This is a genomic window from Nocardia ninae NBRC 108245 (assembly GCF_007990755.1).
Lineage (GTDB): Bacteria > Actinomycetota > Actinomycetes > Mycobacteriales > Mycobacteriaceae > Nocardia > Nocardia ninae.
On the sequence record NZ_BJXA01000012.1, the window covers coordinates 66,566 to 80,486 of the forward strand.

Below are 13,921 nucleotides of genomic sequence, written 5' to 3' on the forward strand. Positions count from 1 at the left end.
GGCGCGGTCGATACCGAGACCGGCCCGGCTCGGCGACCGCCCGGCGACACGGTGTGGGATCCGTCGCATACCACTGCGGCGTCGACGGCAATACTGTCTGATCATGGGCGAATCGACGAGCGAGACGCAACAGGACGCCATCCGGCCGCTGCGCGACGACATCCGGTTTCTCGGTGGCGTCCTGGGCGACACCATCCGGGACCACGAAGGCCCCGAGGTGTTCGATCTGATCGAGCGGGTGCGCATCGAGGCCTTCCGGGTGCGCCGCGCGGAGGTCGAGCGCAGTGCGGTCGCCGAGATGCTCGACGGTGTCGACATCGCGGTGGCGCTCCCGCTGATCCGTGCGTTCAGCTATTTCGTGCTGCTGGCCAACCTGGCCGAGGACATTCAGCGTGACCGCCGCCGCAAGGCGCACGAGGCGGCCGGTGAGCCGCCGCAGGATTCGTCGCTGGCCGCCACCTATCGCAAGCTCGACGCGGCGGCGCTGGACGGTGCCGAGGTCGCCGACCTGCTGGCCGACGCGCTGGTGTCGCCGGTGATCACGGCGCACCCCACCGAGACCCGCCGCCGCACGGTCTTCGACGGGCAGACCAGGATCACCGAGCTGATGCGGCTGCGTCAGCGCTACGCCGACACCGAGCGCGAGCGCGTCGATTACGAGCAGCAGATTCGCAGGCAGGTGCTCGGGCTGTGGCGCACCGCGCTGATCAGGTTGGCGCGCCTGCGGATCCAGGACGAGATCTCGGTGGGTCTGCGCTACTACGACATCACCCTGTTCGACGTGATCCCGGCGATCAACGCCGAAGTGCGCGCCGCGCTGCGCTCGCGCTTTCCCGGCGTCGAGCTGCTGCCCCGGCCGATCCTGCGGCCCGGCTCGTGGATCGGCGGCGACCGAGACGGAAACCCCTATGTGACAGCGGATGTCGTGCGACAGGCCGGACACCAGGCAGCGACCGTCGCCTTCTCGCGATACCTGCGTGACCTGGTCGAACTGGAGAAGGCGCTGGCGTTGTCGGCGCGCTTGGTCCCGGTGACGCCTGCGGTCGCGGCGCTCGCCGAAGCCGGATACCCCGACCCGTCGACCCATGCCGATGAACCGTATCGCCGTGCGGTGCACAGCATCCGGGCCCGGCTGACGGCGACCACGCGCCGCGCCCTCGGCGACGTACCGCCGAACGGACTGGATGCCGGCGCCGAACCGTATCCGACGCCGCAGGCGGTGCTCGACGATCTCGACGCCGTGGACGCCTCGCTGCGCGCCAGCGGTGACGGGCTGCTCGCCGACGACAAGCTCGCCGCGCTGCGACATGCCATCGAGACCTTCGGCTTCCACCTCCAGGGCCTGGACATGCGGCAGAACTCGGAGGTGCACGAACAGGTCGTGGCCGAGCTACTGGCTTGGGCCGGTGTGCATCCGGACTACGCGAGCCTGTCCGAACACGAGCGGGTCGAACTGCTCGCGGACGAGCTGCGCACCCGGCGCCCGCTGCTCGGCCCGTACGCCAGGCTGAGCGAGCTGGCCCGCAAGGAAGTCGACATCGTCTGCGCCGCACGCGATGTGGTGGACACCTTCGGCACCGAGGCGGTGCCCAACTACATCATCAGCATGTGTACCTCGGTCAGCGACATGCTGGAGGCGGCGTTGCTGCTGAAGGAGGGCGGCCTGCTCGATCCCGGTGAGCCGGACGGCCCGCCGCACTGCTCGGTGGGCATCGTCCCGCTCTTCGAGACGATCGAGGACCTCGGTGCGGGCGCGGCGACGTTGGCTGCCGCACTGGATGTTCCGGTGTACCGCGACCTGGTCGCGGCGCGCGGGATGCGGCAGGAGGTGATGCTCGGGTACTCCGACTCCAATAAAGACGGCGGATACCTGGCCGCGAACTGGGCGCTGTACCGCGCCGAACTCGACCTGGTCGACGTGGCGCGCAAGGCCGGAATTCGTTTGCGGCTCTTCCACGGTCGCGGCGGCACCGTCGGTCGTGGCGGTGGCCGCAGCTACGACGCCATCCTGGCTCAGCCCGCCGGCGCGGTGCACGGCTCGCTGCGGCTGACCGAGCAGGGTGAGGTGATCGCCGCCAAGTACGCCGAACCCGGTGCCGCACACCGCAATCTGGAGTCGCTCATCGCGGGCACGCTGGAGTCGACGCTGCTCGACGTGGAGGGACTCGGGCCGGACGCGGAGCCGTCCTACGAGCTGATGGACGAGCTGGCCGACCGGGCCCGCGCGGCGTATTCCCGGCTGGTGCACGAAACTCCGGGCTTCGTCGAGTATTTCCGGCAGTCCACCCCGGTGGCCGAGGTCGGCGACCTGAATATCGGCAGCAGGCCCGCCTCCCGTAAACCGACCAACTCGGTAGGGGATCTGCGCGCCATCCCGTGGGTGATGTCCTGGAGCCAGGCCAGGGTGATGCTGCCCGGCTGGTACGGCACCGGAACCGCGTTGGAGGAGTGGATCGGTGGCGATCCCGAACGGCTCGCGACGCTGACCGACCTGTACCGCCGGTGGCCGTTTCTGCGCACCGTGCTGTCGAACCTGGCGCAGGTGATGGCCAAGAGCGACCTCGATATCGCCGCCCGCTACGCCGAGCTGGTCGAGGATGCGGCGTTGCGGGAGAAGATCTTCGGCATGATCCGCGACGAGCACGCCAGGACCATCCGGATGCACGCCGCGATCACCGGCAACGATCACCTGCTCGCCGACAACCCGTCGCTGGCCGAGTCGATCCACAACCGCTTCCCATACCTGGAGCCGCTGAACCAGATGCAGGTGGAGCTGCTGCGCAGGCTCCGCGGGGGTGACGACAGCGAGTTGGTGAAGCGCGGCATCCTGCTCACCATGAACGGTCTCGCCACCGCCCTGCGCAACTCGGGCTAGCGCCACGTCCGGTTACGTGGCAGCGGTGGCACCGTGCCTGTCGTCGCACACCCTTCGACATCCGCACGCGTGTCAGGGCGGCGAGTCGGTGTGCGGGAAATCAGCAGGTGTGCGCCACTACTGCAAGCGGCTCCGCCAAGCGTGGCTCCGTGCGCAGTCAGGCGACTTCGCTACACCGCATCCCGCGCCCGGGCCGCGTGGCTCAGCGTGGTGTCGATGAACGCCTGCGCCGCGGCGGTGAGCGGCCCGCCGCGGTGCACCAGCCATTGCGGCAGCTTCTCCGGCGGGTCGAACCGGTACACCTCGGCCCCCGCCCGGCAGGCCAGGTCGTGCCACCCGTCGGGCATCAGCCCCGCGCCGATGCCGCGCAGCACCATCGGCAGCACCACGCTGCGGTCACCGACCTCGGCGGCGATGCGCAGATCGCCGACCGTGGCGGCGAGCCGGTCGAACCGGGCCCGGACGGCGGTGGCCGGCTGGGTGATCACGAAGCTCATGCCGCGCAGGTCTTCTGGCGTCACTGTGCCATCGGTGCCGATCTTGGTGCCCGGCGGCGCCACCAGCAGGAACTGTTCGTCGCGCAGGTGATGGGCCACCAGACCGCGGCCTGCGGGCCGTTCCGCGCTGCCGCACACCCCCGCCTCGCAGCGCCCGCGCAACACCATGGCGACCACCTCCGCCGCGGACAGCGCCGACCAGGTGCCCACCGTCAGGCCGGGGTGATGCTCACGCAGTTCGGCGATGGTGCTGATCACCGGTTCCAGCGTCGAGGACGAGGTGGCCGCGACATCGACGCGACCGACCACGCCCGCGCCGACGGCCTGCGCGGCGGCCCGCAGCGCATCCAGGTCGCGCAGCACCTGGCGCGCCCGGTCGGCCATGAATTCCCCGGCATTGCTCAGCACGGCATTGCGGCCGACCCGATGGAACAGCGCCACCCCGAGTTCGCGCTCCAGCTTGCCGATCGCGCGCGACAGCGACGGCTGGGCTACTCGTAAAGCCCGCGCAGCGTGGGTGAACCCGCCGTGCTCGACGATCGCGACGAAGTACTCGAGTTGCCTGCGTTCCATAACCGTAGGCTATCGGTTTGGTGCCATAGATGTCTTGGACGTACGTACCGCTCCGGGGAGATACTCACCAGGTGTTCACCACGCGTCCTACCTTGCAGGGCACCTTCGGGATGGTGTCGTCCACCCACTGGCTCGCCTCGGCCGCCGCGATGGCGGTACTCGAGAACGACGGCAATGCGTTCGACGCGGCGGTCGCCGCGGGGTTCGTCTTGCACGTGGTCGAGCCGCATCTGAACGGCCCGGCCGGTGAGGTGCCGATCATTCTCGCACCTGCCGGCCTGCCGCCGCGCGTGCTGTGCGGTCAGGGCCCGGCCCCGGCCGGCGCGACGATCGCCCGCTACAACGCGCTCGGCCTGGATCTGGTGCCCGGCACCGGTCCGCTGGCCGCCGCGGTGCCCGGCGCCTTCGATGCCTGGATGGTGCTGCTGCGCGACCACGGCACGATGCGGCTCGCCGACGTACTGTCCTACGCGATCGGCAATGCCGAGCGCGGCCATCCTGCGGTCGACCGGATCGGCGAGACCGTCGAGACGGTGGCCGACCTGTTCGAGAACGAGTGGACCACCTCCGCGGAGATCTACCTGCGCGACGGAAAGCCGCCCGCCGCAGGCGCATTGCTGCGTAACCCCGCGCTGGGCGCGACCTGGCGCAGGCTGATCGCCGAGGCCGAGGCCGCGGGCACCGATCGGGAGACCCAGATCGAGGCCGCGCGCCGCATCTGGCGGGAGGGCTTCATCGCCGAGGCACTGGTCGCCGCCGCCGCGCGGCCGACCATGGACACCTCCGGCGAGCGCAACATCGGCACGCTGACCGGTGACGATCTCGCGAATTTCAGTGCCACGTACGAGAATCCGGTCACCTACACCTGGAACGGCTGGACCGTAGCGAAGCCGGGCCTGTGGAGCCAGGGCCCGGTGATGCTGCAACAACTCGCGCTGCTGCCGGAACGCCTGGAGTACGGCACGCCGGAGTACTACCACACGTTGATCGAGGGCTCGAAGCTCGCGATGGCCGACCGCGAGGCCTGGTACGGCGACAGCACCCAGGTGTCGCTCGCGACGCTGCTTTCCCCCTGGTACAACGCGCAGCGCAGCGCGCTGATCGGGCCGCAGGCGTCCTATGAACTGCGGCCGGGCAGCCCGGATGGCCAGCGCCCCAGGCTGAGTGGTTACGTGCAGACCAATTCCGTTGGGGCCGTCGATGTTCCGCGCGGTGCGGGCGAGCCGACGGTGGCCGCCTCCGGTGCTACTCGCGGCGACACCTGTCAGCTCGACATCGTGGACCGCTGGGGCAATATGATCGCGGCGACGCCCAGTGGTGGCTGGCTGCAATCCAATCCGGTGGTGCCCGAGCTCGGCTTCCCGCTCGGCACCCGACTACAGATGGCCTGGCTGGAACCGGGCCTGCCCAATTCGCTTGCGCCGAGCCGTCGTCCGCGCACCACGCTCAGCCCGTCGCTGGCGCTGCGCGACGGCGAGGCCGTCATGGCGTTCGGCACCCCGGGCGGCGATCAGCAGGATCAGTGGAGCCTGCATTTCTTCCTGGCCGTCGCCATGCGCGAAAAAGTGCGTGGCGGACTCGATCTGCAAGGCGCGATCGACGCACCGAACTGGCATCAGGAGAGCTTCCCCGGCTCGTTCTATCCGCGGGCGATGAGCCCCGGCTCGGTGGTGGTGGAGTCGCGGATCGGCAGCGAGGTCATCGACGACCTCGAACGCCGTGGCCACCGGGTGACGGTGGGCGGTCCGTGGTCGGAGGGCCGGTTGTGCGCGGTGGCCCGCGACCGGGAGAACGGTGTACTTTCAGCTGGAGCCAATCCCCGGGGCATGCAGGGCTACGCCGCGGGACGATAACTGAACTTTCGAACAAATAGCGGTCCGGGAACGCCGGACCGCTATTTGTCGTGTCATTTGCAGAGGTGCTCGGATTCGTCCGATGACAAAAACGAGAACAATCTACGAAAAGGAATACCCGGCGAGAAAAGTACGAAACCTTGAAGTATCTTGTAGCGCATGCTCGCTCGCTTCACACGGATGCTGGTGCTCGGCGTTACCGCCGCCGCCATCGCTTCCTGCGCACCGGTTCAGCACCCCGCTGGAACGGCAACGCACACAGATGATTACGGCACACCCGTGGGATCGCAGCCGGTACGTGAGGGCGGCGACCTGGTGATGGGCCTTTCCGCCGAACCCGACAAGCTCGATCCGACCACCTCCAGCTCGCTCTACACGCGTTATGTCATGAACTCGATCTGCGAGAAGCTCTACGACAACGACGCGTCCGGAAACCTGGTGCCGCAGTTGGCAACCGCGATGCCCACCGTGTCGCCGGACGGGCTCACGGTGACCATCCCGGTCCGCACCGGCATCAAGTTCGCCGACGGCGCCGCGTTCGATGCCGCCGCGGTGCAGACCAGCCTGCAGCGACACTTCACCATGAAAAGCTCGCAGCGAACCAGCGAAATGGGTCCCATCGCGTCCATCGAGACGGTCGATCCGACCCACGTTGTGATTCGCTACAAAAAGCCCTTCGCGCCGATCACCGCGGCGCTCGCGGACCGGGCCGGGATGATCATGTCGCCGGCCGCGCTCGCGAAGGACGAGGGCAAGAACTTCAGCGATAACCCGGTGTGCATCGGCCCGTTCAAATTCGTCAAGCGAATCCCGCAGACCTCGATCGTCGTCGAGCGTGACCCGCTGTACTACGACGCGAAGAACGTGCACCTCGACTCCGTCACCTACCGGATCATGGCCGATGCCAACATTCGCGCATCCAACCTGCGCTCCGGTGATATCCAGGTCGCCGACACGATCTCGCCGCAGGACGTCGATGCGCTGGTCAAAGATCCGGACCTGCGCCTGCTGCAGACGGGATCGCTCGGCTACCAAGGCATTTACCTCAATATCGGAAATGTCGACGGCGTCGGCAAACCAGCCAAGCCGATCGACACCCCGCTCGCGAAGAACGCACGGATCCGGCAGGCGTTCTCGCTGAGTATCGACCGGCAGGCCTTGGTCGATACCGTGTTCAACAATTGGTTCGAGCCCGCGTGCTCGGGGATTGTCCCGAAGAGCACCTTCGCCACACCGGCCGGAGTCGAGTGCCCTCCTTATGATCCCGAGCGGTCGAAGCAATTGCTTACCGAGGCGGGCGTGCAGCTGCCGTACCCGATCACGATCCAGGTGATGAACACGCAGGACGAACTCCGGTACGCCCAAGCGCTGCAGGCCAACGTCGCCGAGGGCGGTTTCGACCTGAAGATCGTGCCCACCGAATACGCCACCCTGTTGGATGTACAGAAGCGCGGCACTTACGAGGCGATTTTCCTGGGTTGGTCGGGCCGGCTCGACCCGGACGCCAATATCACTCGGTTCCTGACTACCGGCTCCGGCGGAAACTACGGCGGATTCAGCTCACCTGAACTCGACGACCTCCTGGCACGGGCCGCTCGCACCAGTGATACCGCGCAGCGCGCTGATCTGTACGGACAGGCCACGAAGATCATTCAGCGGGAGAACCCGTACCTCTATACCTACCGGAAGCGGTTGCTGACCGTGCACACTACGGCCGTGACCGGCATCGAGGTTTACGCCGACGGTGTCGTGCGACTCGGCAAGGCCGCCTTCACGGAGCCGAAGAGCTGAGAATGCGCCTCGCGCAACGGTAGCCATCTACAGAACAGGAATTAGCGGTCCGGAATCGCCGGACCGCTATTTTCCGTATCGATTTCCGCCGGCCACGATTTCCGATGATGGCTGCTAAGAGAACAATGTACAAAAAGAAACGGTGGTGGCGAAAAATGCAGCGTGTTGAAGTATGTTGTAGCGCATGCTCGTTCGCTCCACTCGGATGGCGGTGCTCGGTGTCGTCGCCGCCGTCCTCGCTGCCTGCGCACCGACGCAACACACCACCGAGACCGCAACGCACGTCGACGATTACGGCACACCCGTAGGCACGCAGCCGGTGCGTGAGGGCGGTGATCTGGTGATGGGCCTGTCGAACGAACCCGACAAGCTCGACCCGACCACATCCAGCTCGCTCTATATGCGCTATGTCATGAGCACGGTCTGCGAGAAGCTCTACGACAACGACGCGTCCGGCAACCTGGTGCCGCAGCTGGCCACCGCCCTGCCGGATATCTCCTCGGACGGCCTGACGGTGACCATCCCGCTGCGCAGCGGGATCCAGTTCGCCGACGGCACCACGTTCAACGCCGACGCGGTCGAGACCAGCCTGACCAGGCACTGGAAGATGGAAGGCTCCCAGCGCACCGGTGAGATGGGTGCGATCAGCGAGATCGAGGCGGCCGACTCGACGCACGTGGTGATCCGGTACAACCAGCCGTTCGCGCCGATCACCGCCGCGCTCGCGGACCGCGCCGGGATGATCATGTCGCCCACCGCGCTGAAGGAGAAGGACAAGAACTTCGGCGATCACCCGGTGTGCGTCGGCCCGTTCAAGTTCGTCAAGCGGGTCCCGCAGACCTCGATCGAGGTGGAACGCGACCCGCTGTACTACGACGCGAAGAACGTGCACTTCGACTCGATCACCTACCGGATCATGACCGATCCGAAGATGCGCGAGTCGAACCTGCGCTCCGGTGACATCCAGGTGGCCGACACCATGTCGCCGCAGGACGTGGACACGCTGGCCAAGTTGCCGCAGCTGCGCGTGCTGACCTCGGGATCGTTCGGTTTCCAGGGGATGTACATCAATATCGGCAATGTCGACGGCGCGGGCAAACCGGTCAAGCCGATTGATACCGCGATCGCCAAGGACGCCCGCGTCCGGCTCGCGTTGTCGCTGAGTATCGACCGGCAGAAACTGGTCGAGAAGGCGTTCAACAACTGGTACGAGCCCGCCTGCACGCCGATCGCGCCACGCACCTCGTACGCCACCCGTGCCAGTACGGCGTGCCCGGCCTTCGATCCGGCGCGGTCCAAGGAGCTGCTGAAAGAGGCGGGCGTGCAGCTGCCGTACCCGATCACGTTGCAGGTGATGAACGTGCCCGACCATCTCCGGTACGCACAGGCGTTGCGGGACAGCGTCGCCGAGGGTGGATTCGATCTGCGGCTCGTGCCCGCCGAGTACTCGACGATGCTGGACGCGCAGAAGCGCGGTACTTATGAGGCCCTGCTGCTGGGTTGGTCCGGCCGAATCGACCCGGACGGCAACACCGCCCGGTTCCTCACCACCGGTTCCAACGGTAACTACAGCGGATACAACTCGCCCATCCTGGACGATCTTCTGGGCTGGGCCGCACACAGTACGAACGCCGCGCAACGCGGCGCGCTATACGAGCAGGCGGTGCGATTCATTCAGCGGGAGAACCCGTATATCTACACCTACCGTCTGCGTAACTTGACCGTGCACTCGACATGGGTGACGGGCATCGAGGTGTACGCCGACGGCGCTGTCCGGCTCGGCAAGGCCGCGTTCGTCGCGGATCGGAAGGGCTGAAAATCCATGTTGCAGTATGTGTTCCACCGTCTGTGGCAGTCCGCTGTCACGCTGGTGCTCGCCTCGATCGTGGTCTTCATCGGGGTGCGCGCACTGCCCGGTGATCCGGCGACGACGCTGGCGGGCGAGCAGGCCGACGAAGCCGCCCTCGCCGCGGTGCGTGCCGAATTGGGGATGGACCGGTCGCTGCCGGTGCAGTACTTCGAGTTCGTCACGCACGCGCTGACCGGTGACTTCGGCAAGTCGATCCGCACCGGCACGCCGGTGATCGACATGATCGGCACCACGCTGCCGGTGACCATGCAGCTCGCGCTGTACGCCATGATCATCGCGGTGCTGGCCGGCGTGATCGGCGGCGTGCTCGCGGCGGTGTACCGCGGCCGCTGGCCGGAGTGGGCGGCCAACGGGTTCTCGCTGATGGCGCTGTCGGTGCCCACCTTCTGGGTCGGCATCCTCGCGGTGCTCTACCTGTCGGTGCAGCTGAACTGGTTCCCGGCCTCGGGGTACGTCTCGCCGTTCGAGCATCCGCTGCGCGGCCTCTACTTCCTCACGCTGCCCGCGATCATCCTCGGCCTCGCGCACGCGGCGGTCGTGCAGCGCCAGACCCGCTCGTCGATGGTGGAGACGCTGACCGCCGACTTCGTCCGCACGGCCCGGGCCAAGGGCCTCAGCCGCGGCGCGGTCATCTTCCGATTCGGCTTGCGCAACAGCCTGATCGTGGTCACCACGATCGTCGGCCTGCAGCTCGGCGGGCTCATCGCGGGCGCGGTGGTCACCGAGCGCATCTTCAGCCTGCCCGGCATGGGCAAGCTCACCCTCGACTCGGTGTTCACCCGCGACTACCCGGTGATCCAGGCGGTCATCCTGGTGATCGCCGCGTCCTACATCGTGATCAACCTGCTGGTCGATGTGCTGTACACGGTGATCGACCCCCGCGTGCGAGTGTCCGGGAGGGCGCAATGACAGTCACCGACACCCCGGTCGTCGAGACGACCACCACCGCCGAACCGAACCCGGTCCTGCAGACCCCGCCGCTGGCCGCGGTGCGCGGCCGCGTGCTGCGCCAGCTGTGGCACAACCCGCTCGGCATGGTCGGCGCGGTGCTGCTGCTGATCGTGATCTTCGTAGGCGTCTTCGCGCCGTTGCTCGCGCCGTACTCGCCGAGCGAAGTGCACTTCTCGACGCCGTTCCAGCAGCCGGGCACCGTCGGATTCCTGTTGGGCACCGACGATCTGGGCCGCGACATCTTATCCAGGGTGCTCTACGGCACCCGGGCCTCGCTCGAGGTCGGCGTGCTCTCGGTGCTGTGCGCGGTGCTGCTCGGTGTGCCGCTCGGCCTGCTGTCGGGCTACTGGCGCGCCGCGGACATGGTGCTGTCGCGGCTGTCCGACGTGCTGCTCGCGTTCCCCTTCATCATCCTGGCGGTCGGGCTGACCGCGATCAACGGCGGCGGCCTCGCCGACGCCGCCATCGCGCTCGGCATCGCCCAGGTGCCGATCATGATGCGGGTGGTGCGCGCGGAAACGTTGCGGCTCAAGGAAACCGACTTCGTGCTGGCGGCGAACACCATGGACGTGCCGTCCTGGCGCATCCTCGGTGAGCACATCCTGCCCAACTCGCTGGCCCCGATCATCGTGCAGGCCACGGTGATCATGCCGACGGCGGTGCTCGGCGAGGCGATCCTGTCCTTCCTCGGCCTCGGCATCAAACCGCCCGCGCCCAGCCTGGGCATCATGCTGTCCGACGCACAGCAATACCTGCTCCGCACGCCGTGGCCGGGCATCTTCCCCGGTGTGGCGCTCGCGATCATCTGCTTGGGATTCAACCTCTTCGGCGACGCCCTGCGGGACGCTCTCGACCCGAAGACACGGCGCTGAAGGAGCCCGCAATGACAGAACCACTCTTGGAGATCAGTGATCTGCGGGTGTCGTTCGGCGACGTGACCGCCGTGCAGAGCGCCGACCTGGTGGTCCAGCCGGGGGAGCGGGTCGCCATCGTCGGCGCCTCCGGATCCGGCAAATCGACACTGGCACACGCGATCATGGGTCTGCTGCCCGGCTCCGGCCGGATCACCGGCGGCACCATCCGGTGGCGCGGCGCGGACATCACCCACGCCGACGAGAAGGTGCTGCGCGGACTGCGCGGCAAGGAGATCGGGCTGGTCCCGCAGGACCCGATGTCCAACCTGAACCCGGTCTCGCGGGTGGGCCGCCAGGTCTCGGAAACCCTTCTCGCGCACAAGATCTGCTCACGCCGCGAGGCAAAGGAGCGGGCCATCGAGCTGCTCGGGCAGGCGGGCCTGCCCGAACCCGCCCGGCGGGCGCGGCAGTACCCGCACGAGTTCTCCGGCGGTATGCGCCAGCGCGCGCTGATCGCCATCGGCCTGGCCTGCCGGCCGGACCTGCTGATCGCCGACGAGCCGACCTCGGCGTTGGACGTGACAGTGCAGCGGCAGATCCTGGACCACCTGGAGAAGCTGACCCAGGAGCTCGGCACCGCGCTGCTGCTGGTGACGCACGATCTGGGTCTCGCCGCCGAGCGGGCGGACCGGGTTGTCGTGATGTCCGACGGCAAGATCGTCGAATCCGGGCCTGCGCGACAGGTTTTGACCGATCCGCAGGAGGAGTACACGCGGCGGTTGGTCGCGGCGGCGCCTGCGTTGATCGCGCCGCGGCGGGCCGATCCGGTGGTGGCGGATCAGGCGGTCGAGGCTGCTGAAGGTGTGGTCGCGGAGAGTGGCGACGCGGCTGTCGACAGCTCGGTTGCCGATGGCGGCGTGAAGGACGGCGACGAGAAGGCCGCTGCCGGTAGCGAAGACGTTGTGGCGACGGAGACGGTCGCCGATGACGCGGTCGCTGGTGACACCGCTGGCGACGAGGCGGCTGCCGACGAGCTCGATGACGCAAAGTCGGTCGAGGACAAGGCCGTTGCCGAAGCCGCCGACACGAAGATCGTCGAAGGCAAGGGCGCCGGTAAGAAGGGTGCCGCGAAGAAGTCCGCCAACGGCAAGGTTGCCGCTGCGAAGGTGGCCGAAGAGGTTGCCGAGGAGAAGACAACTGTCGGCACGGCCGCGGAAGAGAAGGCTGCTGACGAGAAAGCTGCCGCCGACAAGGCCGCTGGCGACAAGGCTGCCGACGAAGACGCCATCGACCAAAAGATCGCCGATGGCAAGGTGGCCGACCACAAGGCCGCTGAAGACGAAGCGGCTGAGGCGAAGACTGCCGACGAGACGGTAGCCGACGAGACAGTCGTCGATGAGGAAGCCGCCGTAGCGAAGATCGCTGACGAGACGGTGGCTGACGACAAGCCGTCGGACGAGAAGGCTGCTGGCGACAAAGCCGTAGCAGACGAAGCCGCTGACGCGAAGGCTGCCGACGAGACGGTAGCCGACGAGAAGGCCGTCGACGGGGAAGCCGCTGTCGCGAAGCCCGCTGACGAGAAGCCTTCCGACGAAAAGGTTTCCGTCATCAAGGCCGCTGCCGACAAGACGGCCGACGAAGCGGTTTCTGCCGACACGACGGCCGACACGACGGTCTCCGTCGAGAAGCCCGCCACCGAGACCGCAGTTACCAAGTCCCTCAAGGATTCTCCGATCCTCGAAGTCTCCGGCATCAGCAAGGAGTACCGGATCCGCGGCCGCGGTGGGGTGCTGCGCGCGGTCGACAATGTGTCGTTCACCATCGCCCGTGGCCGCACCACGGCGATCGTCGGCGAGTCGGGTTCGGGTAAGACCACGACGGCGCGGATGGTGCTCGGCTTGGTGCCCGTCACCTCCGGCTCCATCAAGTTGAACGGTGTCGACATGGTCGGGCTGCGCGGTCCGCAGCTGCGCGCGGCGCGGCTGTCGATGCAGCCGGTGTTCCAGGATCCGTACGCGTCGCTGGATCCGATGTGGACGGTGGAGCGGTTGATCGCCGAACCGTTGCGCGCCTTCGGCATCGGTGATCGCGAGTCGCGCCGGGCGCGGGTCTCCGAACTGCTGGAGCAGGTCGCACTGCCCGCGGCGATGGCGCACCGGTACCCGAACGAGCTCTCCGGTGGTCAGCGGCAGCGTGTCGCGATCGCTCGCGCACTCGCCATCGAGCCGCGGCTGGTGGTGTGTGACGAGGCGGTGTCGGCCCTGGATGTGCTGGTGCAGGACCAGATCCTGACGCTGCTTGCGTCGCTGCAGGAGCGGTTGGGCGTCAGCTACCTGTTCATCTCGCACGACCTGGCGGTGGTGCGCGCGCTGGCCCACGAGGTCGTGGTGATGCGTGACGGCCGGGTGGTGGAGCAGGGCCCGGTCGAGGAGGTGCTGACCGCACCGGCCGACCCGTACACTCGCCAACTGCTGGACGCGATCCCCGGCGCGGGCATGGTCGGCCGCGAATTGCCGGAGCACGTGGTGCCCGCGGCCGCCGACGAAGACGCGGACGTCGATTCCATCGACAAAGAACTGGCTGCCAAAGTCTGACGGCGGCAGCCGAATCGAGGCTCCGCGTCGCGGCTGACTACGCGACGCGGCAAAGCCGCCCCG

Annotated in this window: 7 protein-coding genes and 1 pseudogene; 7 read left to right on the forward strand and 1 reads right to left on the reverse strand. The window is 67.6% G+C overall.

From position 1 onward, the window contains the following. Positions 1-103: 103 nt before the first annotated feature. Positions 104-2,875 (forward strand): phosphoenolpyruvate carboxylase, encoded by a 2,772-nt coding sequence (gene ppc / locus NN4_RS11815; RefSeq protein WP_147129960.1) that lies wholly within the window; start codon positions 104-106, stop codon positions 2,873-2,875. Between the two features lie 170 nt (positions 2,876-3,045). On the opposite strand, the gene NN4_RS11820 is transcribed toward ppc, so the two are convergent. Then, a complete protein-coding gene (locus tag NN4_RS11820; RefSeq protein ID WP_147129961.1) occupies positions 3,046-3,945 on the reverse strand; it encodes a LysR family transcriptional regulator in 900 nt (299 codons plus the stop codon). A 71-nt stretch (positions 3,946-4,016) separates the two neighbouring features. Here NN4_RS11820 and NN4_RS11825 point away from each other — a divergent pair, with 71 nt between their 5' ends. The 6 genes and pseudogenes from NN4_RS11825 to NN4_RS47125 all read left to right on the forward strand — a co-directional run. Continuing rightward, positions 4,017-5,798 carry a gamma-glutamyltransferase family protein gene (locus NN4_RS11825; RefSeq protein ID WP_147129962.1) on the forward strand — a complete coding sequence of 594 codons (1,782 nt, stop codon included), beginning with the start codon at positions 4,017-4,019 and terminating at the stop codon, positions 5,796-5,798. A gap of 159 nt (positions 5,799-5,957) precedes the next feature. After that, positions 5,958-7,589 (forward strand): ABC transporter substrate-binding protein, encoded by a 1,632-nt coding sequence (locus NN4_RS11830; RefSeq protein WP_147129963.1) that lies wholly within the window; start codon positions 5,958-5,960, stop codon positions 7,587-7,589. Positions 7,590-7,773: 184 nt separating this feature from the next. After that, positions 7,774-9,405: an ABC transporter substrate-binding protein gene (locus NN4_RS11835; protein WP_147129964.1), complete on the forward strand. Its 1,632-nt coding sequence runs from the start codon at positions 7,774-7,776 to the stop codon at positions 9,403-9,405. Positions 9,406-9,423: 18 nt separating this feature from the next. Next, complete coding sequence (locus tag NN4_RS11840) at positions 9,424-10,368, forward strand: ABC transporter permease (RefSeq protein WP_246180830.1); 945 nt, start codon at positions 9,424-9,426, stop codon at positions 10,366-10,368. After that, the gene (locus NN4_RS11845; RefSeq protein WP_246180831.1) at positions 10,365-11,282 is read left to right on the forward strand and encodes an ABC transporter permease; all 918 of its coding nucleotides are present in this window, start codon (positions 10,365-10,367) and stop codon (positions 11,280-11,282) included. The genes NN4_RS11840 and NN4_RS11845 overlap by 4 nt, the downstream gene beginning before the upstream one ends. 11 nt (positions 11,283-11,293) lie before the next feature. Further along, positions 11,294-13,750: pseudogene (locus tag NN4_RS47125) on the forward strand (dipeptide ABC transporter ATP-binding protein); the annotation flags it as partial. Positions 13,751-13,921 lie beyond the last annotated feature (171 nt).